Here is a 20,271-nt window from a genome sequence, read left to right on the forward strand (position 1 = left end):
GCTAGGTTGGTGCCCAGTATTCTTAGAATCTCACTAACGGCAAAGTTAACATCACTAAAGGGCGAGGGATATGGCGGTATACCAAACACAAGGTGGTGCATGGGATCGTGGGCCAGATACCAAACGGATAGGTAAAAGCGCGGCACTGGCTGCAGGCGCGGTGCTAGCAGCCGCGGGAGGGCAAGCATCGGCAGCGGTCATTGAGGTCGATTCTTTGGCTGACGATGTGACGGCAGGCGACAGCTTGTGTACGCTGCGCGAGGCGGTGAGCAACGCCAACGCTGACGGCGACACCACTGGGGGGGATTGTGTTGCAGGTGCGGGCACCGACACCATTGACTTGTCGGCGTTGACTGGCGCCATCATATTGGGTGGTACCCATTTGCGCCTGACCGATTCGGCCACAGTGCAAGGCCCGACTGCGGGGACACTCACCATCAATGGCAACAATACGTCGCGTATTTTTTACGTCAGAACGGCTGGTGTGAGCGTCACGATCAGCCGACTGACGCTGACCGGCGGTAGAAACAGCAATGGTGCTGCTATTCGTTTTGAGCAATCGGGCAGCTTGACGATCGACCAGTCCGTCATCACAGGCAATACGTCAACCAGCAAAGGGGGGGCGCTGTTTTTCAGATCCAACTCGGGAGGCGTGAGTATCAGCAACACCACGGTCAGCAGCAACACGGCAGGCTCTGGTGGAGCTGGATTGTTTCTCTACAACGTGGCTGGCACCAGCAGCATCACCAACTCGACGATTTCGGGCAATTCCGGCGGATCTCGAGGTAGCGGTATCTTTCTGTACAAAATCAATGCGCCACTGACGATCAGCAACACTACGATTTCGGGCAATAGCAACAGCAATGGTCGTGGTGGTGGTGTGTTCTTTTACAAATCGTCAGCGCCTGGCACGTTGACCGTAGAGCGCTCGACGATCAGTGGTAACACCGCAGGCCAAGGGGGCGGTTTCTTTTTTTACAGAACCAACTCCACGTTGCGTTTGGAAAACACCACCATATCGGGCAATACTGCCACCGCTGGTAAAGGTGGCGGCATTTATTTGAAGGGCTCTTTTGGTGGCAGCCAGTTGACCGACATACGCTCGTCCACGATAGCCTCCAACACGGCGAGCGGCTCCGGTGGCAATCTAGACGGTGGAAACAGCGCCAACACCATCAACATCACCAATTCCATCATCGCTGGTGGCACTGCACCTACTGGCCCCGATATCAACAAGGGCAATGCCACCATCAACATGAACTACTCGCTGCTGCAAGACACGTCGTCGGCAGCGGTGGTGGGCGCTAACAATGTCACTGGCGTAGATCCCCAGCTAGGCGCGCTGGGCAACAATGGCGGCGCCACGCTCACGCGCTTGATTGCCAACACCAGCCCAGCGCGCAATGTGGGCTCGAACACGTTCGTGACCGTGGCTGCGACCGACCAGCGCGGATTGACGCGAGTCGTGGGCGGCACCATCGATATGGGGGCGGTGGAGATTCAACCCGTTGTGCCAACCGATACTGCCAGCAAAATTCCCACTTTGTCGCAATGGGCCTTGGCACTGCTGGCGACCTTGCTGGCGTGGGTGGGTTTCCGGCGTTACCCGAAGGTATAAAGAAGCCGCTTCGGCGTATCGCCCGGCGGCGCGCACACGGCGTACTTCGGGGGACGCGCCACTTTCTATGGCAAGCTCAGCGAGCTGACGAGCTATTTGGAAATAAATGAGCGGGCAAAATCTATTTTCAAGTTTCCGAACATGGCGACGCAATTGTGCGAACCACGGAAAATAATAAATTGATTTTCCGGATTGAAGAAACCGTCCAGACGATGTTTGACGAGATCCAACAGGCGTTTCTGGCCAAAACATAGATTGCCCAAGCTTCCGTACACCAGTAGCACTCAGAAGCGATTTGCCCTTCATTGCCTCGTACTTTCTGCCGTATGAGAAGCAAGGAAACGGCACTTCTTCCGATCCCATCGCCAATCCCGTCCATGCGACACCATCTTCCCACCGTCCTGATCCTGGCCTCTGGTCGGGGCGAGCGCTTTGCGGCATCTGGCGGGTCCGTGCACAAGTTGCAAGCCTTGCTGGCGGGCAAGCCGGTGCTGCAGCACACGCTGGATGCCGTGCGCGCCAGCGGGCTGCCCTGGCATGTGGAGGATGCGGGGCACGGTGGCATGGGTGATTCGATTGCCGCAGCGGTGCGCGCTACGGCGGAAGCACCGGGTTGGCTGGTGTTGCCGGGGGACTTGCCGCTGGTGCTGCCCGAAACCCTACGCACCATCGCCGCCGCCCTGGCGGACTGCGCGGTGGCGGTGCCGGTGCACCAGGGCGAGCGCGGCCACCCCGTGGGTTTTGCAGCCGAATGCTTGCCTGGGCTGCTGGCCCTGGCGGGAGAGCAGGGTGCTGCCAGCGTGGTGCGCCAGCAGGCGCAACAGGGCAGGGTGCTTTTGGTGGAGGTGGAAGACGTGGGCACGGTAACCGACGTGGACACCGTGCAGGACCTGGACCGCGCCGAGCGGTTGCTGGCGGCGCGGCGGTAGCTGACTGCTTGAGAACTGCCTGATCAGGCTATGGCGTCTGCATCAATCCCCTTGAAACTGCTCTCGCTGAACCCGTCGAAGGGCTCAGCCCGAACGGGTGTTTCAAGGTCAAAGATGCCGACTCAAGAATGAATGAAGCCTGGTGAAACCTGCCCGCAGTTGACTGAGGTGACCAAGGTGACTACTTCACCGCCGTGATCACGGCGCAGGCCAGGCGTGGGCCCGCGTTACCTGTGGGCTGGGTCTTGTAGTCGTCGGGGTCGCGGTGAACGATCAGGCCCTTGCCGATGATCTCGGTCGTCGCGCGCGTCAGGCTGATGCTGTTCGACGTAAAACTGAATGCTGCTACGCCGTACTTATCGGCTTTGAGGCTGGGCAAGTCACCCGTGTGGTGCTCGCCTGCACCGTGGTTGCCGTGGGACTTGCCTGTGGGGTTGAAGTGCCCGCCAGTGCTCATGCCGTCGCCGCTGGAGCAGTCGCCTTTTTCGTGCACATGAAAGCCGTGCTCGGAGTCTGGCTTGAGGCCGCGAATTTCTCCGGACACGCGCACGCCATCGTGGGTCTGGGCAAAAGTGACCGTACCGCTGGTGGTATTGCCGCGTGTGGGCTCCAGTTTGGCGGTGGCACGGGCATCGACATGGTGGGATGCGCAGCCAGCCAGGGCCAGTGCAGCAACGGACGCAAGAATCGACAGGGTGAAACGAACTTTCATAGCCCAATCTCCTTAAAACATAGACGATAGAGGAAAACCGCAGATCGTTGCGGGCGCCCGCAAGCGGTGGCACGCCATCGTATCTGCGCAGGGCGCGAACTACACCTCTTTTTTTGCCAGCGCGATCAAACGGGCCAGCGCCTGGTCATGGATGCCGTGTTTGCGCAGCTCGTCGTAGGTGGCCTGGGCGTAGTCGATGGTGGTGCCATAACGCCCGCTGGCCTGCTCAAAAATGCGGCAGTATTCGTGGTCGGGCAGCTCACCCGTGTGGTTGGGGCTTTTGCGCGACAGGGTGAAGGCCAGCGCTTGCACGGGGCCGTGGGGGGTCTGGCAGGTGAGCCAGCGCGGGTCGTACACGGCGGTGATCATCTCGCGCTGCCACAGGTTGATCATGACCTGCCGGGCATGCGCCTTGTCCACCCGGAACACCATGCCTCGGCAGCTGCCGCCCGACAGCATGCCAAACACCAGGCCCGGGCATTCGGGCGTGCCGCGGTTGATGCGGCTCCACATCTTGAGCGCGCGGTGCCAGCCATGAACCTTGGCGGCGCGGCGTTCGGCGTAGTCAAAATCGGGCCGCCAGATCAGCGAGCCATAGCCAAACACCCACAGGTCCTGGTGGCCGCCCCATTCGCTCAGGGCGCGCTCCAGCATCGGGGCGGGGTCTCGCAGCGGCGCGGGGAGATTCGTCATGCGGTCACTCTACAATCGAAAGCTTTGCTTCGGCGCTCTGGGGCCTCTGCACTGGCAGGTTTCAAGGCGGCGACGGTTCATTGTTTCTTTCTCACCATCACCAAAAAAGGGGTCTCCCATATGTCCAGCTCTGACGACGACAGCCAACAACGTTTTGCCCTCGGTTTCCTGTTCGCGCTGATTGCGCTGATCATCTCTGTCGTGGTGGGCACGGTCGTGGTCAAGCAAATGGGCGGCAAGGGCGCGGCCCCTGCAACCACCGCTGTTGCAAGCAACGCGCCAGCCGCAGTGGTGGCTGACCCGGCAGCTGCCGACGCCGCCAGCGTGCGGGTCGAAAACGGCGTGGTGAAGTTCTACTTTGCCACCGCCAAATCCGACGTGGCCGCGGGCGCCAACGAAGCTCTGGCCGACGTGGTCAAGGGCGTGGCCGAAGGCAAAAAGGCTGTGGTGTCGGGTTTCCATGACGCCACGGGCGACGCCGCTCTGAACGAAGAACTGGCCAAACAACGCGCCTTTGCTGTGCGTGATGCACTCAAGGCCCTGGGCGTGGCCGACGACAAGATCGAGCTGAAGAAGCCCGAAGTCACCACCGCCAGCGGCAGCAACGCTGAAGCGCGCCGCGTGGAAGTGGCACTGGGCGCGTAATGCCCACCCAATGACGCGCAGTGACCTTCTGCAGGTCGCTCAATAAAAAACCCGGCATTGCCGGGTTTTTTATTGGTCAAATTGGCCTCTAGCGCTTATCTATTAAGCGCTAGCAGCTATAAATTTAATAGTATATGTTGGCGCCGTTCAACGCAGACCTGCGCCGCCCGTGCCTTCGGCGCGCTGGATCAGCTCAATTTTGTAGCCATCGGGGTCGGTCACAAACGCGATCACCGTGGTGCCGCCTTTGACGGGGCCCGCTTCTCGCGTGACGTTGCCGCCCGAGGCCTTGATCTTTTCGCACGCCGCATACGCATCCGGCACACCCAGCGCAATGTGGCCATAGGCCGTGCCCATGTCGTAGCTTTCGGTGCCCCAGTTGTAGGTCAGCTCGATCTCGGCCTGGCCGGGGTTGCCGCCGTCAAAGCCCAGAAACGCCAGCGAGTATTTGTACTCGGGGTTCTCGGACTGGCGCAGCAGTTGCATGCCGAGCACTTGGGTGTAGAAATCAATCGAGCGTTGAAGGTTGCCAACGCGCAGCATCGTGTGGAGGAATTTCATCCTTTCGATTGTGCAGGCATGTCAAAAACCAGGCAGGTGGTGGTGGCGTGGGCATACAGCGTGCCATCCGGCCCCACCAGGCGCGCCTCGGCCGTGGCCAACTGGCGCCCGGAGTGGATCACGCGGCCTTCGGCACGCACGCGCTGCACCTTGGGTGTGATGGCCTTGACCAGATTGATGCCCAGCTCGGCTGTGGTGTAGCCACGCCCGGGCAGCATGCGGGTATGAATGGCACAGCCCAGGGCGGAGTCGAGCAGGGTGGCAAACCAGCCGCCATGCACGGTACCCATGGGGTTGAGGTGTTCCGCGCGCGGCGTGCCCTGAAAGATGGCGGTGCCTTCTGACACTTCCACGATCAAAAAATCCAGCGTCTTGGCAATGGCGGCGTAGGGCAGCTCGCCGCGCAGCATGGCCTGCATTTGCTCAAGGCCGTTCAGGTGCGCGATCTGCTCTCGGCTGGCCACGCCCGGGCCGGGGCCCGCATCCAGCCGGACCAGTATTTCGCGCTCTTGGGCAAGCCAGTCTTCCAGGTGGTTGTGTTGGGTCATGGGGTTTCCTCGTTGAAGGTGGGGTCGAACTCAAAGTATTGCATATGCAATTATTGCAGATACAATCAAATCCATGCAAGCCGAACACACCACCCTCGAACCTGCTGAGCCACCCGTCTTCACGGCACTGCCGCAGGGCTGCACCAACTTCAAACTGCGTCAGCTCATGCGCCGTGTGGCCAACCATTACGACGCCGAAATGGCCAAGTGTGGGCTGAAGACCACGCAGTATTCGCTGCTGTCGCATGTGCTCACACTGGGGCCGATCCGGCCTGGCGACCTGGCGGTAGCCATGAAGATGGACGCCTCCACGCTGACCCGCAACCTGCGCCCGTTGGTCGACGCGGGTTGGGTGACGCTGGAGGCGGGCGCCGATGCCCGCAGCCGCCTGGCCCACATCACCGACGCGGGCCGCGACAAGCGCGCGGAAGCCAAGCTCCACTGGAAGGCCGCCCAACTGGCGCTGAATGAAACCTTGGGCGCCGAGCGGGTGCAAGCGCTGCATGCGCTGGTGGACGAATCCATGGATTTGCTGGCGGCGCTGCCCGCGCAGGAGGTGGGCCATGACGAGTAACGATACCCCTCAAGCGGCAGCCAAGCCTGTCGCGCCACTGGCCCTGTGGCTGGTGCTGCTGGCCGCCGCTGGCGCCTTTGCGCTCACCATGGGCACGCGCCAGACCATGGGCTTGTTCCTCTCGTCTCTCAATACATCCACCGCGCTGGGCATTGGCAGCATCAGCTTGGCGTTTGCGTTTGGTCAGCTCTGGTGGGGCCTGACCCAGCCTTTTGCGGGTGCTGTGGCCGACCGCATTGGCACCGGCCGGGTGATTTTGCTGGGCGTGGCGCTGGTGGCGCTGGGCACCTTCATCACCCCTTACATGACCACCACAGCTGGGTTGATTTTTGCGATTGGCGTGCTGGCCGCAGGTGGTGCGGGCATGGCAGGGCCGTCGGTGTTGATGGCGGCCACCGCGCGGCTGGTACCTGCGAACAAGCGCGGGCTGGCCAGCGGCATCGTCAACGCGGGCGGTTCGTTCGGTCAGTTTGTGATGGCGCCCATTGCCATCGGCCTGACGGCGGCTGTGGGCTGGGCCAGTGCCATGCAGTGGTTGGGAGTGCTGGTGCTGTTGGCGCTGCCTGCGGTGTGGGTGCTCAAGGGCAACTCCAATGCCATGGCCGCGCAGGCCGCCGCGGCATCGGGCCAAAAGGCGCTGACGGCGCGCGAGGCCATTGCCCAGGCGCTGGCGACGCCCAGCTACCGGTATCTGGCAGCCGGCTTTTTGGTGTGCGGCTTTCACGTGGCGTTTTTGGCCACGCACTTGCCGGGTGTCATCGCCGCTTGTGGTCTGCCGCCCGAGATCGGCGGATGGTCGTTGGCCATGATTGGTTTGTTCAACATCGTTGGCAGCCTGGCCATGGGTTGGGCCGTGGGGCGCTGGCGCATGAAGTCGCTGCTGTCGCTGCTGTATGCCACGCGCGGTTTGGCGGTGCTGGTCTTTTTGTTTGCACCCAAGACACCCGCAGTAGTGCTGATTTTTGCAGCGGTGATGGGCGTGACGTTCCTCTCTACCGTGCCGCCCACGGTCGGCCTGGTTGCCAAGATGTTCGGCACCGCCAACATGGCCATGCTGTTTGGCATCGTGATGCTGGCGCACCAGATTGGCGGGTTCTTTGGCGCCTATCTGGGCGGCACGGTGTTCCAGGCCACGGGCAGTTATGACTGGGTCTGGTACATCGACATCGTGCTGGCCGTGGGCGCGGCACTGGTCAACCTGCCGATCCGTGAAGCGCGTTTGGTGCGCCCGGCTACTGCTTGAGCGCGCCCCATCACTCACATCCACCTTCCAACGAAAACGCCCACGCCATGACGGACACCCACGCTTGCAGCCACCCTGACCCATCTGTAGCGGCACTGATGCAGCCAAGGTACCTGGATGATCTTGCCGTCGGCGACCAGTTCAAAAGCGGCGAACACGCCATGGACGAGGCCCAGATCAAGGCTTTTGCCACGCAGTTTGACCCGCAGCCTTTTCACCTGGACGACACCGCTGCCCGCGCCACGTTGTTCGGTGGGCTGGCAGCCAGTGGCTGGCACACGGCGGCCATCACCATGCGCCTGCAGGTGACCAGCGGGCTGCCCATTGCGGGCGGCATCGTCGGGGCAGGGGGCGAACTGAGCTGGCCCAGGCCCACACGGCCGACCGATGTGCTGCACGTGGTGAGCGAGGTGGTGCAGATTGCGCCCTCCAAGTCCAAGCCCGACCGTGGCATGGTCACCGTGCGCAGCGAAACCCGCAACCAGCATGGCGATGTGCTCCAAGTCTCTACCGTGCGCATCGTGGTGCCACGCAAACCAGCCGTTGACGCCGTGGTGACCGCATGACCACCGAAGCGCTGAACCCACGCACCCGCATGCTGCTGGAGGCGCCCATTGCGCCCACGCTGCTGCGGCTGGCCGCGCCCAATGTGCTGGTGATGCTGGCGCAGGCGGGCGTCGGGCTCATCGAGACCTACTTTGTTGGCAAGCTGGGCACCGATGCGCTGGCGGGCATGGCGCTGGTGTTCCCGGTGGTCATGCTGATGCAAATGACGTCTGCGGGGGCCATGGGCGGCGGCATCGCGTCGGCCATCGCCCGCGCTTTGGGCGCGCGGCGGCGAGAAGATGCCGATGCGCTGGTGCTGCACTCGCTGGCCATCGCGGCGGTGTTCTCACTGATCTTTACCGTGGGCGTGGTGGGAGGAGGGCGCTGGCTTTACACCCGCATGGGCGGCACCGGCGGCGCGCTGGATGCAGCGCTGGTCTATTCCAACTGGGTGTTCGCAGGCGCGTTTCTGGTGTGGTTGTTCAACACGCTGTCGGCGGTCATCCGGGGCACGGGCAACATGGCCGTGCCTGCCTATGTCACGGTGCTGGGGGCCGTAGTGCTGGTGCCACTGTCGCCGCTGCTCATCTTTGGCTGGGGGCCGGTGCCCGGCCTGGGCATTGCGGGCGGGGCGATTGCGCTGATGGCGTACTACCTGGTCGGCAGCCTGGTGCTGGCGGCGTATCTGTGGTCACCACGCAGCCTGCTGCAGCCGTCGTTTGCCCACATCCGGTTTCGCTGGGTGTTGTTCAAAGACATCTTGCGGGTCGGGCTGGTGGGCACCGTGTCGACCGTGGCCACCAATGTGGCGATTGGCGTGACCACCGCGCTGGTCGGTGGGTTTGGCACGGCGGCCATTGCCGGGTATGGCACCGCATCGCGGCTGGAGTACCTGCTGGTGCCCCTGGTGTTTGGCCTGGGCGCGCCCTTGGTGGCCATGGTGGGCACCTGCATTGGCGCAGGCCAGCGCGAACGCGCTCTGCGCGCCACCTGGATCGGTGCTGCCATCGCGTTTGTGATGGCCGAAGCCATCGGCCTGTGGGCGGCGGCGTTTCCGGCCGCGTGGCTGTCGTTGTTTACCAGCGACCCGGCCATGGTGGAGGCGGGCGCGCAATACCTGCGCATCGTCGGGCCGCTGTACGGATTTTTCGGTCTGGGCCTGGTGCTGTACTTTGCCTCGCAAGGGGCAGGGCGCTTGCTCTGGCCTGTGATTGGCAACATCGTTCGGCTGGTGGTGGCCGTGACAGGCGGCTGGTTGGCACTGCGCTGGGGCGGCGGTCTGGCAGCCGTGTTTGCCGCGCAAGCCGTGGCGCTGGTGCTGTACGGCGTGGTCAACGCCTGGGCGGTGGCGGGCGGCGCGTGGTTTGGCGCGGTGGGCTGGCCACGCAGCATGGCCGGGCTGCTGCAGCGCATGCCGCAGTCTTGACAAAAATATGAGTCAAATTGGCCGCTAGCGCTTATCTATCAAGCGCTAGCAGCTATCAATTGAATAGTATTGAGAGGGGATTGCGATTAATCAGACCGGTACCGTGTAGTTCAACGTCATGCGGCCACCATCCACGGTGACGATCTCGCCGGTCACATAACTGGCCGCATCGCTGGCCAGCCAGGCCACCACATCGGCAATCTCGCACGGTTCACCCAACCGCTTCATGGGTGTGCGGCTCATGATCTTCTGCTTGGCTTCATCGCTGGTCAGCACCGCCTTGGCGGCCAGCTCGGTCGCGATGGTGCCGGGCGCCACCGCGTTCACGCGGATGTTCTTGTCGGCCAGCGCCAGCGCCATCACCCGCGTGAGCTGGTTCACGCCGCCTTTGCTGACGTTGTAGCTGGAGATATTGGGAATGGCCAGCACGCCGTTGACTGAACTCATATTGACGATGGACCCGCCGCCCGACGCGACCATGGCCCGCGCCACCGCCTGGCCCACCAGGAACGAGCCCTTGAGGTTGACCCGCAGCACCGCGTCAAAGTCGGCCTCGGTCACGTCCAAAAAGTCTGCGGCCCGAAAGATGCCCGCGTTGTTCACCAGCACATCGACGCGGCCATGGGCTGCCAGCGTCTGCGCCACCAGCGCATCCACCTGCGCCTTGTCGCCCACATCACATCGCACATACAGCGCTCCCAGCTCCTGCGCCAAAGCGTGGCCGCGGCCATCGTCTACATCGACGATCACGGGCTTGGCACCTTCGGCCGCAAAGCGGCGGACGCAAGCCTCACCGATACCTTGTGCACCGCCAGTGACGATGCAAACACGGCCCTGGTGGCCGAAGTGGATGGAGGATGTCGAAGGTGCTGGGGTGGAAATAGTCATGGTCGGGGATGGTAGCGGTCGAGGATAGTCTTTGGCATCTGGGGGAATGCGGAAGGCAAAGCAGCAGTTCTGTGAGGCTCCGAAGCGCTTAAGGTGGTCAGTCGTAAAACCTACCCATGACTATATACGATGTATATTATGTAAAATTACAAAAGAACGCACACGTCAATCTGGGCGTTTGTTCAATGGACTGTGCTGTCACCTTGGCACTTGTGTGGCTGTATGCGCGCAATCGATCCACGGTAGTACATCGCAACCGCAATGGGCAATTTCGCCCGCAGGCCCAGTCACGACGCTGGCTTTTTCTTTGGGCACGACTTGGGCCAAGCTTGCGGCAGTTGCACCCGCTGTACCTTTGGCACCGACGGCTGCGTCTTCCGTCGCAGCGTCCATGTCAGGAATCCACCGCATGAATGGCGTGAGGTCTTGAGGATCCACCACGTACCAGAGCTTGCGCGCTGAGTCCCAGCGGGCGCCGAGGGCTTTGGCGGCGTCTTTTTCTGCAAAAGGTGTGATCAGGTTGATGCGCATGAAAGGCTCGGCGGATTGTCTGGAAGAAAGGACGCCAAGAATACCGCCGCAAGTCGGCTTTGAACGGTCACAGCGTCACAGGGTCGAAGTAGACAGCCCATCGACCACCGGCGGACGCTTCACCGCGCTATGTTGTGCAAACACAAAGGCATCGTGGGTGCTCAAAAACACCCTTCCCTGCATCCGCTCGCCCAACGCCGTGTTTTGCAGGCGGTCGAGCACTGGCCCTTTGATTTCTGCCAACAACAGCGCAATGCCGCGCTGCGACAGGCTGCGCTCCAGATGGGTCAGCACGCCCAATGCGGTCGCGTCGATCTGGTTGACTGCCGAACACACCAACAACACAAATCGGGCCTCTGGCTGTGCGGCCACCAATGATTCGACGGTGTCTTGCAATACATCCACGTTAGCAAAATACAGGCTTTCGTCTACACGCACGGCAATCAGCCCTTGCTCAACGGCCACGGGGTGGCGCGCCACGTTGCGAAAGTGCTCTGTGCCCGGGATGCGCCCCACCACGGCGATGTGCGGATGGCTGCTGCGCCATACCAGGGTGCCCAGCGACAGGGCAACCCCCGTCAGGATGCCCACCTCCACACCGAACACGATGACGCCTCCCGCCGTGGCCAGCAAGGACAGCGCATCGGCCTTGTCGTAGCGCCAAGCCTCACGCAAGGTCTGTAGGTCAATCAGTGACACCACGGCTACCACGATGGTGGCTGCCAGTACAGCGTGAGGCAGATAGTGAAACAGGCCCGTCATCGCGGCGATGACGGCGCCCATCAGCACGGCAGAAATCACGCCTGCCAAGGGCGTATAGGCACCCGCCGCAAAGTTGACCACCGAGCGCGCAAACCCGCCGGTAACCGGAAACCCGCCCGACAGCGCGCTCGCCACGTTGGCTGCGCCCAGGCCCAGCAGTTCTCTGTTGGGGTTGATGCGCTGCTGGCGTTTGAGCGCGAGCGACTGCGCCACCGACACACTCTCGACAAATCCCACCAAAGAAATCAGCAAGGCAGGCAGCCACAGCTGCCCGATGGCGGATACAGACAGATGTGGCAAACCCAGTGTGGGAAGCCCGTTGGGCACCACACCCACAATGCTGACGCCTGCGGTTTCGTCCCATCGCCACAATGCAACCAATGCGGTGGACACGATCACCGCCAGCATGGGGGCCAGCTTCGAGGCAATGTCGGCCAACGGGGTGCTGACCCCAGCACGAACCAGCAATGGCGCAAGGTATCTGCGCGCCAACACCAAGAAAAGTACGCTCCCTGCCCCAATGCCAAAGGTGACGCCATTGGTGTGGGGAATGGCGTGCACCAACTGGATCAGCGTATCGAACACGCTCGCGCCGCCTGCTGGTACGCCCAGCAGGTGTTTAAGCTGTCCGACCGCAATCAGGATGGCCGAACCCGAAATGAAGCCGCTGATAACCGGATGGCTCAGGAAGTGGGCCAGGAAACCGAGCCTGAGCACGCCAAACACCAACAACATGCCACCTGACAACAGCGACAGCAGCATCGCCATGGCCACATAGTCGGCAGAACCGGCGGCCGCCAGTGGTTGCAGCGCACTCGCCGTCATGAGCGAGGCCACGGCCACCGGGCCTACGGCCAAGGTCATGCTCGAACCGAACAAAGCATAGGCAAGGATGGGAAGGATGCTGGCGTACAACCCCATTTCAGGCGGCAACCCTGCGAGCAGCGCGTATGCAAGGCTTTGGGGGATCAGCATCACGGTGACGATCACTCCGGCAAGCACATCGCCCGACAGCCAGGACCTCTGGTAGTTGCGAATCCAGGTGGGGATGACTTTCATGCCCAGGCGAAGTCACCCGCCGACAGCTGCGGCGTCACGGCAAACTCAGGGGCCCGTGCAATGGCTTGCAAGTTCATTTCAGTGCGCTCCCGCGTTGTTGGATGAGCTGATGCGGGCACGGCGTTCGGCCACTTCAAACAGCCACATGCCAACCAGCATCGCCACGACAAACACGATGGCCTTGGGCTGACCGGCGCCCGCGGACACAATGGCCGGGCCTGGACAAAAGCCCGCAAGTCCCCAGCCTGCCCCAAAGACCAGACTGCCAATGACCAGGCGACGATCAATATCACTGGAGGTTGGCAAATGCATGCCACCACCCAAAAAACTCGTGGTGCGCTTTCGCGCAACGGCAAACGCAAACACACCAACTGCGATGGCGCCTCCCATCACAAACGCCAGGGATGGGTCCCACAAACCGGCGAGGTCCAGAAAACCCAATACCTTGCCGGGGTCCGTCATGCCAGACACGATGAGGCCCAGGCCAAACACTAGGCCGACCAAAAATTCCGAGATTCGATGTTTCAAAACAGTGCTCCGATGAAGTGGGGTGCCGGTCAGGCGAGTGCATGGCGCATGAGAAACACCGTGATGAATCCGGCCCCCATGAAGGCCAACGTGGCAATCAATGAACGAGGCGACATGCGCGACAGCCCGCACACCCCGTGTCCACTGGTACAGCCCGAGCCATAGCGCGTTCCAACACCTACCAACAGGCCCGCTGCAACCACCATTCCCCAACCCGCATCGATACGTGGTTGCGTCGGCCCCGCAACCATCCAATAAAGCGCCGGGGCCGCCAGCATGCCCAGCACAAACGCCACACGCCAGCCCACATCGCCTGCGCGGGGACGCAGCAGTCCACCCACGATGCCACTGATGCCCAGAATGCGGCCATTGAAAAGAACAAACGCTGCCGACGCCAGGCCCAGCAGAACGCCCCCTGCCAAAGCAGCCCAAGGCGTGAAATGGTTCCAGTCAATCAGCATGGGGGAGTCTCCTTGGCCGGGCCACAAAACTGCTCAAACAACACGTTCATCACGGCCATCGCCTGCGGGCTGGCGATTTCGTAATAGATGTTCTTGCCGTCGCGACGCGTGTTGACCAAACCTTCCTCGCGCAGCACACCCAGTTGTTGGGACAAGGTAGGTTGAGAGATGCCGACCAGTTCCTCCAGCTCCCCCACCCTCTTTTCGCCCTGACTGAGTTGGCACAGCAATAGCAGGCGATCAGGGTTGGATAAAACCTTCATCAGGCGGCACGCGCTGTCTGCCGAACGGCGCAGGCTTTCAAGGTCGATGGCGGTATCGGTGAGCATAGGGATGCACTCCTTTTCAATTTCGTTATTCATATTCTATTGACTAACAATATATCCGTCAATAAACTATAAGAACTGAAATCGAAACACGGAGCCCACCATGAAGCCTCAGATACAAGCCTTCTTTGACGATGCCACCTGGACCGTGAGTTACGTAGTCTTTGACCAGCCTGGCGGCCATTGCGCCCTTGTGGACTCGGTGCTTGACTACGACCCCAAATCCGGCCGTACCAGTACGCGCTCTGCCGAGCGCCTCGTGGAATTTGTTCAAGGCCGGAATTTGACCGTGCAGTGGATTCTGGAGACGCATGCACATGCAGATCACCTGTCTGCCGCGCACTACCTGCGCAAAAAGCTCGGAGGCAAGATTGCCATTGGCGCAGCCATCACAGAGGTGCAAGACGTGTTCAAAGGCGTCTTCCACCTGGAGCCAGAATTCCGCCCGGACGGCAGCCAGTTCGACCAATTGCTGCACGACGATGAGGTGTTCCAGATTGGTGCATTGACCGCCAAGGCGCTCGCGGTGCCAGGCCATACCCCGGCCTGCATGGCCTACCAAGTCGAAGATGCTGTTTTTGTAGGCGACACGCTGTTCATGCCCGATGTGGGGACAGCCCGCTGCGATTTCCCCGGTGGCAACGCGCATACCTTGTACCAGTCGGTGCGCAAGCTGCTGAGTTTGCCCGCGCAAACACGCCTTTTCATGTGCCATGACTACCCGCCCTCCGGGCGCGACGCCACGTGGCAAAGCACGGTAGCGGACCAGCGAGCCCACAACATCCACGTGCACGAGGGCGTCACAGAAAACGCTTTTGTGGAGCTGCGCACGCGGCGCGACGCCACGCTGGAAATGCCCGTGCTGATCCTGCCCTCGGTGCAGATCAACATCCGCGCGGGCGAGTTGCCCCCCGCTGAAGCCAACGGCGTGACCTATCTCAAGATCCCCGTCAACGCGTTGTGACACCCTTGATTCGGCCCATCGCGCCTGCACCCCGGCTTCATCAGACCAGGGACATCCATGAAGAGGCTCTCGGCCATCTGTGCAAGAACAGGCCCTCGTCCCGGGGGCCGTTGTCACCCAAAGGAAACACCATGAAGATCAACGTAGGAACTCTGGACCGGGTAGCCCGCATCGCAGCGGGCTTGGTGCTCATCGCCCTGGCTGCCACCAACACCGTGGGGTGGTGGGGCTGGCTGGGCGTAGTGCCCTTGGCCACTGGCCTCTTTCGTTTTTGCCCGGCCTATACGCTGCTTGGCATCAACACCTGCCCCATGAACAGGTAGATGCAACGGCAGACATCGCCTCGATAGGCGCTGCGCGGCAACACCTCCCAAACTGAAATAGCCACCGGTTGGTAAAAATCAGTTTACATTTTGATCAACCGTCCATCAGACTGTTGCATTCAAGGGGAGGTCGACATGTTCGCAATCGCCAGGTATTCGATAGCGCATTGGTTTGCGCGGTGTATGGGCAAAATCATTGTCTGTGTGCTATCACTGACAGCGCCCGCTGCGTTTGCCCTTGAAAAGCCTGCGGGGCGGGTGATCCTGACCGTGGAAGGCACGATCAGCCAGACCAACAACGGCCCGCAGGCGCAGTTCGACATGAAGATGCTCGAGAAGCTGCCACAACACAGCTTCTCGACCAAGACACCCTGGTACCCCGATGCCGTGACTTTCACGGGCCCCCTTCTGCGCGACGTGCTGGCGGCAGTAGGCGCCAAAGGCACCAAGATCACGGCGGTGGCGCTGAACGACTACAAGACCGAAATCCCTTTTGACGATGCCACCCGACACGACGTGATCGTGGCCCGGCTGATGAACAACCGGCCCATGCCCGTGCGCGAGAAGGGACCGCTTTTTATCGTGTTTCCTTTTGACACCAAGGCCGAGTTGCGCACCGAGCTGTATTACAACCGTGCAGCCTGGCAGCTCAACGTGCTGCGAATCAAGTAACGCATTCAAGCCGCACGGACCTCTTGACGCATGCTGCGCAGCAAACACCTTCTGCGACTGATCATTGCGGGCCTGGTGGTGGCCTACGTTGCCATTGCAGCGGTTCAATACCACCAATACCGCAGCGTCGAAGCGGTCATGCGCCGGGGCGATGTCAACGCGCTTTGGTCATTTCTGCAGCTCAATGTCGAGTACGAAAAGCTGGACCATGCGTTGCACCAGTTCACGCTGGACCCTGCCAGCCTGCCGATGGACCGACTGGAACTGCGCTACGACCTTTTTCTGAGCCGGTTCAGTGCGCTGGAAAGCGGCACAGCGCGCACGCTCATGCAAGAGGAGGCCATTTACGGAAAAGCGCTGGCCGCGTTGCAAAAGTTTGTGGCCGCAGGCGACATGTACTTTGGGCAGAGCGTCGACACCGCTTCCAGCCAGAAGTACATGGGCATGTTGCGCGCTGAACTCGACACCTTGCGTGACACGGTGCAAGAGCTTTCGCTGAATGCCTCTCGCGTTTCTGCTCTTTTGGGCGATTCACGCAATGCGGAGGTCAAGCACCAGACCCTGCTCACCACCGGCCTCACCGCCTTTCAGGCCGTGCTCACGTTTTTGCTGGCTTTTGCCATGGCACGGCAGTTTCTCAAACGAGAAAAGGCCAAATCACTGGCCTTGGCAGCCCAGGCCGAACTGGTCGAAGCCCTCAAACGCAACGAAGAGGCGCTGGAGGCCCGCGTAGCGCAGCGCACCGCAGAACTACAGACGCTCAACGTGGCGCTGCGCGAACATGAGGAAGAGCTGGAGATTGCGCGGGCCAAGGCCGAAGACGCTTCCCAAATGAAGTCGGACTTTCTGGCCAACATGAGCCATGAGATCCGCACACCCATGAACGCGGTGATTGGCATGAGCCATCTCGCCTTAGGCACTGACCTCACGCCCCGCCAGCGCGACTACGTCGAGAAAATCCAGCGGTCAGGCCAACACCTGCTAGGGCTGATCAATGACATTCTCGATTTCAGCAAGATCGAGGCAGGCAAGCTCGAAGTCGAGGTGGTCGATTTCGAGCTGCGCAGCGTGCTCGACAACGTAGCCAACCTCATCGGTCAGAAATGCTACAGCAAGGGGTTGGAACTGATGTTCGACGTGGACCCCGCACTGCCCGACGACCTGCGCGGAGACCCCTTGCGCCTGGGGCAGATTCTGGTCAATTACGGCAACAACGCGGTCAAGTTCACCGACGAGGGAGAGATTGTCATCCGCGTGCTGGAGGCAGCGCGCGATGCTGGCGGCGTTCTCATGCGCTTTGAAGTCCACGACACCGGAATCGGCCTGACCCAAGAGCAACAATCCCGTCTGTTCCGATCCTTTGAGCAGGCCGACACCTCAACGACCCGCAAGTATGGTGGCACGGGGCTGGGCCTGGCCATCTCCAAGAAACTGGCAGGACTGATGGGGGGCGATGTGGGTGTTGAGAGCGCCCCGGGCCAAGGAAGTACGTTCTGGTTTACGGCGCGTCTGGACCTGGGGCTGGGTCTCACCAAGCAGCGCGCACTGTTGCCCGAGCCTGACCTGCGAGGCCGCCGCATGCTGGTGGTGGACGACAGTGAACAGGCCCGGCAAATTCTTGCCGGGCTGCTGGGCAGCATGAGTTTCGACGTGGTCACGGCCAGCTCTGGCGAAGCCGCTATCGCTTGTGCAAAGGAGGCGGATGCAACAGGGCGCCCCTTTGACATCGCGTTTCTTGACTGGAAGATGCCGGGCATGGATGGGTTTGAGACCTACCGCCAGCTCGCGCTGCTGCCACGCCCGCCCTGCCCCGTTCTGGTCACGGCGCATGGACGCGAAGATGTCTTCAAAGAACTCAGCCGCGCGGGCATCGCACTGATGCTGACCAAGCCCGTGAGTCCTTCGCAGTTGTTTGACACCGCCATGCGTGCGCTCGGGGGCGCCGCCCCTTTGGCCGATGCGCAACACCCACCACGCAAAGGCACGGCGCTGGACATGTCGGCGGTTCGCGGCGCACGGGTGCTTCTGGTGGACGACAACGACCTCAACCAACAAGTGGGCGCCGAACTGCTGACCGGCGCGGGACTGGTGGTGGAGGTGGCCGACAACGGCCAGATCGCGCTGGACATGTTGGCCCGTGCGAGCTACGACTTGGTACTGATGGACATGCAGATGCCTGTGATGGATGGGTTGACCGCTACACGCCGACTGCGAGAAAACCCCGCGTGGGCCAACCTGCCCGTGCTGGCCATGACCGCCAACGCCATGACCAGCGACCGAGACCGGTGCCTCGAAGCGGGTATGAACGGCCACCTGGCCAAACCCATCGACCCGGACGAACTGTTTGCCAGCCTCCTGCAATGGATCACACCGCACTACACACCGCACCACACAGCACCAGAGCAAGGGGCCGTGGCAGAGGTGCAAACCGAGGCCGCGAATTCCCTTGCACTAGACGAGGCGCTGCGCAACATCGAAGGACTGAACGCAACCGCTGGCCTCAAGCGCGTGCTGGGCAAGCACGCCGCCTACAAGAGCATGCTGCGCAAATTCGTTGAAGGGCAGGCACATGCGGTGCAAAACACCCGCACTGCGCTCCTGGCCGGCCAGCGGGACGATGCTTTGCGGGCCATGCACACGCTGAAAGGCACCGCGGGCACCATTGGCGCAGGCCCGTTGGCCGATCTGGCCCAGGCGGTTGAGCACGCCATCGGGCACAACGCCACGCCCCAAGCGCTGGAACCACTGCTGCAACCGGTAGACGATGCCTGCCAGGCATTGGTGGCCGCGTTGCAAAAAGCGTTGCCGCCCGAAGAAGACAGTGCCACACCCCGTGAAGGCGAGCCGATAGACGCAGAGGCCGCGCAAAAGCTGGTGGCTCAGCTAGACGCACTGCTGGCCGACGACGACTCCGACGCCATCGAACTCTTCCGAGACTCATCGACCTCTCTGAAAGCTTTGCTGGGTACAGCCCACCCCGAAATCAAAAGAGCGCTGGACAACTACGACTTTGTGCAAGCGCTGGCCGTGCTGCGCCAGGCCACCGTCAACCACACACAACAAGGAGGAACCGGTTCATGAACAATCCACTGGAATTGAGCGGCAAGTGCACGGTGCTGGTCGTCGACGACACCCCCGACAACCTGTCGCTGATGAGCGATCTGCTGCGGACGGACTACAAAGTCAAACTGGCCACCAGCGGCGAGCGTGCATTGCAGATCGTTGCGGGCGAAAGCAAGCCAGACCTCATCCTCCTGGATATCATGATGCCGGAGATGGACGGCTACGAGGTGCTTCGCCGCCTGCAGTTCAACCCGGACACCGAAGACATTCCCGTGATTTTTTTGACCGCCATGAGTGCGGCCGATGACGAGAGCGTCGGACTGGAGCTGGGTGCGGTCGACTACATCACCAAGCCCATCAACCCCGCCATCGTGATGGCCCGGGTGCGCAATCACCTGCAGCTCAAACGCGCACGCGATTATCTGGCGCACCACAACCATTTTCTCGAACAAGAAATCGCCAACCGCACCCGCGCCCTGGCCGAACTGCAAGACGCCACCATCCGCGCCATGGCGTCCTTGGCAGAAACACGTGACAACGAGACCGGCAACCACATCCGTCGCACGCAGCACTATGTCGAAGCACTGGCGCGCAAGCTGCAAGACCACCCGCGATTCAAAGACGAGCTGACCGATGCCGCCATCGAGACGATTTTCAAGTCCGCCCCCCTGCACGACATCGGCAAGGTCGGCATTCCAGATCGCATTCTGCTCAAGCCCGGCAAGCTGACGCCAGAAGAGTTCGAGATCATGAAAACCCACACCACGCTCGGCCGGGACGCCATCGTGGCTGCCGAGACGGACGCGATGCTGGACAACCCGTTTTTTCGCTACGCCAAGGAGATCACCTACAGCCATCAGGAAAAGTGGGATGGCTCTGGCTACCCTGAAGGACTGATGGGCAACACCATTCCGCTGTCGGCCCGCCTGATGGCGGTGGCGGATGTGTATGACGCGCTGATCTCGGAGCGTGTCTACAAGTCCGCGTTTAGCCACGAAACGGCTGTCGAGATCATTCGGGACGGCCGGGGTAGCCACTTTGACCCGGACATGGTGGACGCCTTTCTGGTGCTGTCCGAAGAGTTTCGGGCCATCGCCCAGCGTTTTGCCGACAGTGCGCCGGTGCTCCAGGCCCAGATAGAACGCCTTGCCGCCGATGTGCCGACGGAACGCATCGAATTGACCGTGCGCGACGAATAA

Annotated in this window: 22 protein-coding genes; 12 read left to right on the forward strand and 10 right to left on the reverse strand. The window is 61.5% G+C overall.

Features of this window, described 5'->3' with window-relative positions; genetic code table 11:
• The first annotated feature begins 70 nt into the window (after nucleotides 1-70).
• Nucleotides 71-1,618 (forward strand): IPTL-CTERM sorting domain-containing protein, encoded by a 1,548-nt coding sequence (locus ACK41V_RS00575; RefSeq protein ID WP_409776295.1) that lies wholly within the window; start codon nucleotides 71-73, stop codon nucleotides 1,616-1,618.
• A gap of 377 nt (nucleotides 1,619-1,995) precedes the next feature.
• Nucleotides 1,996-2,547 carry an NTP transferase domain-containing protein gene (locus ACK41V_RS00580; protein ID WP_409776298.1) on the forward strand — a complete coding sequence of 184 codons (552 nt, stop codon included), beginning with the start codon at nucleotides 1,996-1,998 and terminating at the stop codon, nucleotides 2,545-2,547.
• Between the two features lie 181 nt (nucleotides 2,548-2,728).
• Here the strand turns inward: ACK41V_RS00580 and ACK41V_RS00585 are convergent, their stop codons facing one another.
• A complete protein-coding gene (locus ACK41V_RS00585) occupies nucleotides 2,729-3,259 on the reverse strand; it encodes a superoxide dismutase family protein (RefSeq protein ID WP_409776301.1) in 531 nt (176 codons plus the stop codon).
• Nucleotides 3,260-3,358: 99 nt separating this feature from the next.
• Entirely contained in the window at nucleotides 3,359-3,952 is a 594-nt protein-coding gene (locus ACK41V_RS00590) for a gamma-glutamylcyclotransferase (RefSeq protein ID WP_409776304.1), read from the reverse strand.
• Between the two features lie 120 nt (nucleotides 3,953-4,072).
• On the opposite strand from ACK41V_RS00590, the gene ACK41V_RS00595 reads away from it, so the two are divergent.
• Complete coding sequence (locus tag ACK41V_RS00595; RefSeq protein ID WP_409776307.1) at nucleotides 4,073-4,597, forward strand: OmpA family protein; 525 nt, start codon at nucleotides 4,073-4,075, stop codon at nucleotides 4,595-4,597.
• A 147-nt stretch (nucleotides 4,598-4,744) separates the two neighbouring features.
• On the opposite strand, the gene gloA is transcribed toward ACK41V_RS00595, so the two are convergent.
• Both gloA and ACK41V_RS00605 read right to left on the reverse strand, forming a co-directional pair.
• On the reverse strand, nucleotides 4,745-5,158 hold the full coding sequence (gloA, locus tag ACK41V_RS00600) for a lactoylglutathione lyase (RefSeq protein WP_409776310.1): 414 nt from the start codon (nucleotides 5,156-5,158) through the stop codon (nucleotides 4,745-4,747).
• Nucleotides 5,155-5,706, reverse strand: a complete 552-nt coding sequence (locus tag ACK41V_RS00605; RefSeq protein ID WP_409776312.1) for a PaaI family thioesterase — start codon at nucleotides 5,704-5,706, stop codon at nucleotides 5,155-5,157. Before ACK41V_RS00605 ends, gloA begins: the two co-directional genes overlap by 4 nt.
• Nucleotides 5,707-5,779: 73 nt before the next feature.
• On the opposite strand from ACK41V_RS00605, the gene ACK41V_RS00610 reads away from it, so the two are divergent.
• The 4 genes from ACK41V_RS00610 to ACK41V_RS00625 all read left to right on the forward strand — a co-directional run bounded on the left by ACK41V_RS00610 (nucleotide 5,780) and on the right by ACK41V_RS00625 (nucleotide 9,495).
• Nucleotides 5,780-6,280 carry a MarR family winged helix-turn-helix transcriptional regulator gene (locus ACK41V_RS00610; RefSeq protein ID WP_409776315.1) on the forward strand — a complete coding sequence of 167 codons (501 nt, stop codon included), beginning with the start codon at nucleotides 5,780-5,782 and terminating at the stop codon, nucleotides 6,278-6,280.
• Complete coding sequence (locus ACK41V_RS00615; RefSeq protein ID WP_409776317.1) at nucleotides 6,270-7,523, forward strand: MFS transporter; 1,254 nt, start codon at nucleotides 6,270-6,272, stop codon at nucleotides 7,521-7,523. The genes ACK41V_RS00610 and ACK41V_RS00615 overlap by 11 nt, the downstream gene beginning before the upstream one ends.
• A gap of 98 nt (nucleotides 7,524-7,621) precedes the next feature.
• Nucleotides 7,622-8,089 carry a MaoC family dehydratase gene (locus ACK41V_RS00620; RefSeq protein WP_409776457.1) on the forward strand — a complete coding sequence of 156 codons (468 nt, stop codon included), beginning with the start codon at nucleotides 7,622-7,624 and terminating at the stop codon, nucleotides 8,087-8,089.
• On the forward strand, nucleotides 8,086-9,495 hold the full coding sequence (locus tag ACK41V_RS00625; protein ID WP_409776319.1) for an MATE family efflux transporter: 1,410 nt from the start codon (nucleotides 8,086-8,088) through the stop codon (nucleotides 9,493-9,495). The genes ACK41V_RS00620 and ACK41V_RS00625 overlap by 4 nt, the downstream gene beginning before the upstream one ends.
• A 90-nt stretch (nucleotides 9,496-9,585) precedes the next feature.
• On the opposite strand, the gene ACK41V_RS00630 is transcribed toward ACK41V_RS00625, so the two are convergent.
• The 6 genes from ACK41V_RS00630 to ACK41V_RS00655 form a co-directional block, all read right to left on the reverse strand.
• Nucleotides 9,586-10,383: an SDR family NAD(P)-dependent oxidoreductase gene (locus ACK41V_RS00630; protein ID WP_409776322.1), complete on the reverse strand. Its 798-nt coding sequence runs from the start codon at nucleotides 10,381-10,383 to the stop codon at nucleotides 9,586-9,588.
• Between the two features lie 198 nt (nucleotides 10,384-10,581).
• The gene (locus tag ACK41V_RS00635; protein ID WP_409776325.1) at nucleotides 10,582-10,914 is read right to left on the reverse strand and encodes a DUF5710 domain-containing protein; all 333 of its coding nucleotides are present in this window, start codon (nucleotides 10,912-10,914) and stop codon (nucleotides 10,582-10,584) included.
• Between the two features lie 75 nt (nucleotides 10,915-10,989).
• A complete protein-coding gene (locus ACK41V_RS00640) occupies nucleotides 10,990-12,735 on the reverse strand; it encodes a SulP family inorganic anion transporter (RefSeq protein ID WP_409776328.1) in 1,746 nt (581 codons plus the stop codon).
• A 78-nt stretch (nucleotides 12,736-12,813) separates the two neighbouring features.
• On the reverse strand, nucleotides 12,814-13,263 hold the full coding sequence (locus ACK41V_RS00645; RefSeq protein ID WP_409776331.1) for a YeeE/YedE family protein: 450 nt from the start codon (nucleotides 13,261-13,263) through the stop codon (nucleotides 12,814-12,816).
• Nucleotides 13,264-13,292: 29 nt separating this feature from the next.
• On the reverse strand, nucleotides 13,293-13,724 hold the full coding sequence (locus tag ACK41V_RS00650; RefSeq protein ID WP_409776334.1) for a YeeE/YedE family protein: 432 nt from the start codon (nucleotides 13,722-13,724) through the stop codon (nucleotides 13,293-13,295).
• Nucleotides 13,718-14,053, reverse strand: coding sequence for an ArsR/SmtB family transcription factor (locus tag ACK41V_RS00655; RefSeq protein ID WP_409776337.1), 336 nt, complete (start codon nucleotides 14,051-14,053; stop codon nucleotides 13,718-13,720). The genes ACK41V_RS00650 and ACK41V_RS00655 overlap by 7 nt, the downstream gene beginning before the upstream one ends.
• A 100-nt stretch (nucleotides 14,054-14,153) precedes the next feature.
• On the opposite strand from ACK41V_RS00655, the gene ACK41V_RS00660 reads away from it, so the two are divergent.
• The 5 genes from ACK41V_RS00660 to ACK41V_RS00680 all read left to right on the forward strand — a co-directional run bounded on the left by ACK41V_RS00660 (nucleotide 14,154) and on the right by ACK41V_RS00680 (nucleotide 20,271).
• The gene (locus tag ACK41V_RS00660) at nucleotides 14,154-15,014 is read left to right on the forward strand and encodes an MBL fold metallo-hydrolase (RefSeq protein WP_409776340.1); all 861 of its coding nucleotides are present in this window, start codon (nucleotides 14,154-14,156) and stop codon (nucleotides 15,012-15,014) included.
• 131 nt (nucleotides 15,015-15,145) lie between these two features.
• Nucleotides 15,146-15,337, forward strand: coding sequence for a DUF2892 domain-containing protein (locus ACK41V_RS00665; protein ID WP_409776343.1), 192 nt, complete (start codon nucleotides 15,146-15,148; stop codon nucleotides 15,335-15,337).
• A 135-nt stretch (nucleotides 15,338-15,472) separates the two neighbouring features.
• Nucleotides 15,473-16,009 (forward strand): molybdopterin-dependent oxidoreductase, encoded by a 537-nt coding sequence (locus ACK41V_RS00670; protein WP_409776346.1) that lies wholly within the window; start codon nucleotides 15,473-15,475, stop codon nucleotides 16,007-16,009.
• A 30-nt stretch (nucleotides 16,010-16,039) separates the two neighbouring features.
• Nucleotides 16,040-19,090: a response regulator gene (locus ACK41V_RS00675; protein ID WP_409776349.1), complete on the forward strand. Its 3,051-nt coding sequence runs from the start codon at nucleotides 16,040-16,042 to the stop codon at nucleotides 19,088-19,090.
• Entirely contained in the window at nucleotides 19,087-20,271 is a 1,185-nt protein-coding gene (locus ACK41V_RS00680; protein WP_409776352.1) for a two-component system response regulator, read from the forward strand. The genes ACK41V_RS00675 and ACK41V_RS00680 overlap by 4 nt, the downstream gene beginning before the upstream one ends.

It is taken from the genome of Acidovorax sp. (assembly GCF_046291265.1).
Taxonomy (GTDB): domain Bacteria; phylum Pseudomonadota; class Gammaproteobacteria; order Burkholderiales; family Burkholderiaceae_C; genus Acidovorax.

Bases quoted from the DNA above. Each gene is read 5' to 3' on its own strand.
- ACK41V_RS00630 (WP_409776322.1), bottom strand. From the start codon at position 10,383: ATGACTATTTCCACCCCAGCACCTTCGACATCCTCCATCCACTTCGGC.
- ACK41V_RS00660 (WP_409776340.1), top strand. From the start codon at position 14,154: ATGAAGCCTCAGATACAAGCCTTCTTTGACGATGCCACCTGGACCGTG.
- ACK41V_RS00620 (WP_409776457.1), top strand. From the start codon at position 7,622: ATGCAGCCAAGGTACCTGGATGATCTTGCCGTCGGCGACCAGTTCAAA.
- ACK41V_RS00680 (WP_409776352.1), top strand. From the start codon at position 19,087: ATGAACAATCCACTGGAATTGAGCGGCAAGTGCACGGTGCTGGTCGTC.
- ACK41V_RS00610 (WP_409776315.1), top strand. From the start codon at position 5,780: ATGCAAGCCGAACACACCACCCTCGAACCTGCTGAGCCACCCGTCTTC.
- ACK41V_RS00635 (WP_409776325.1), bottom strand. From the start codon at position 10,914: ATGCGCATCAACCTGATCACACCTTTTGCAGAAAAAGACGCCGCCAAA.
- gloA (WP_409776310.1), bottom strand. From the start codon at position 5,158: ATGAAATTCCTCCACACGATGCTGCGCGTTGGCAACCTTCAACGCTCG.
- ACK41V_RS00625 (WP_409776319.1), top strand. From the start codon at position 8,086: ATGACCACCGAAGCGCTGAACCCACGCACCCGCATGCTGCTGGAGGCG.
- ACK41V_RS00605 (WP_409776312.1), bottom strand. From the start codon at position 5,706: ATGACCCAACACAACCACCTGGAAGACTGGCTTGCCCAAGAGCGCGAA.
- ACK41V_RS00665 (WP_409776343.1), top strand. From the start codon at position 15,146: ATGAAGATCAACGTAGGAACTCTGGACCGGGTAGCCCGCATCGCAGCG.
- ACK41V_RS00650 (WP_409776334.1), bottom strand. From the start codon at position 13,724: ATGCTGATTGACTGGAACCATTTCACGCCTTGGGCTGCTTTGGCAGGG.
- ACK41V_RS00655 (WP_409776337.1), bottom strand. From the start codon at position 14,053: ATGCTCACCGATACCGCCATCGACCTTGAAAGCCTGCGCCGTTCGGCA.
- ACK41V_RS00580 (WP_409776298.1), top strand. From the start codon at position 1,996: ATGCGACACCATCTTCCCACCGTCCTGATCCTGGCCTCTGGTCGGGGC.
- ACK41V_RS00590 (WP_409776304.1), bottom strand. From the start codon at position 3,952: ATGACGAATCTCCCCGCGCCGCTGCGAGACCCCGCCCCGATGCTGGAG.
- ACK41V_RS00675 (WP_409776349.1), top strand. From the start codon at position 16,040: ATGCTGCGCAGCAAACACCTTCTGCGACTGATCATTGCGGGCCTGGTG.
- ACK41V_RS00575 (WP_409776295.1), top strand. From the start codon at position 71: ATGGCGGTATACCAAACACAAGGTGGTGCATGGGATCGTGGGCCAGAT.
- ACK41V_RS00615 (WP_409776317.1), top strand. From the start codon at position 6,270: ATGACGAGTAACGATACCCCTCAAGCGGCAGCCAAGCCTGTCGCGCCA.
- ACK41V_RS00595 (WP_409776307.1), top strand. From the start codon at position 4,073: ATGTCCAGCTCTGACGACGACAGCCAACAACGTTTTGCCCTCGGTTTC.
- ACK41V_RS00640 (WP_409776328.1), bottom strand. From the start codon at position 12,735: ATGAAAGTCATCCCCACCTGGATTCGCAACTACCAGAGGTCCTGGCTG.
- ACK41V_RS00670 (WP_409776346.1), top strand. From the start codon at position 15,473: ATGTTCGCAATCGCCAGGTATTCGATAGCGCATTGGTTTGCGCGGTGT.
- ACK41V_RS00585 (WP_409776301.1), bottom strand. From the start codon at position 3,259: ATGAAAGTTCGTTTCACCCTGTCGATTCTTGCGTCCGTTGCTGCACTG.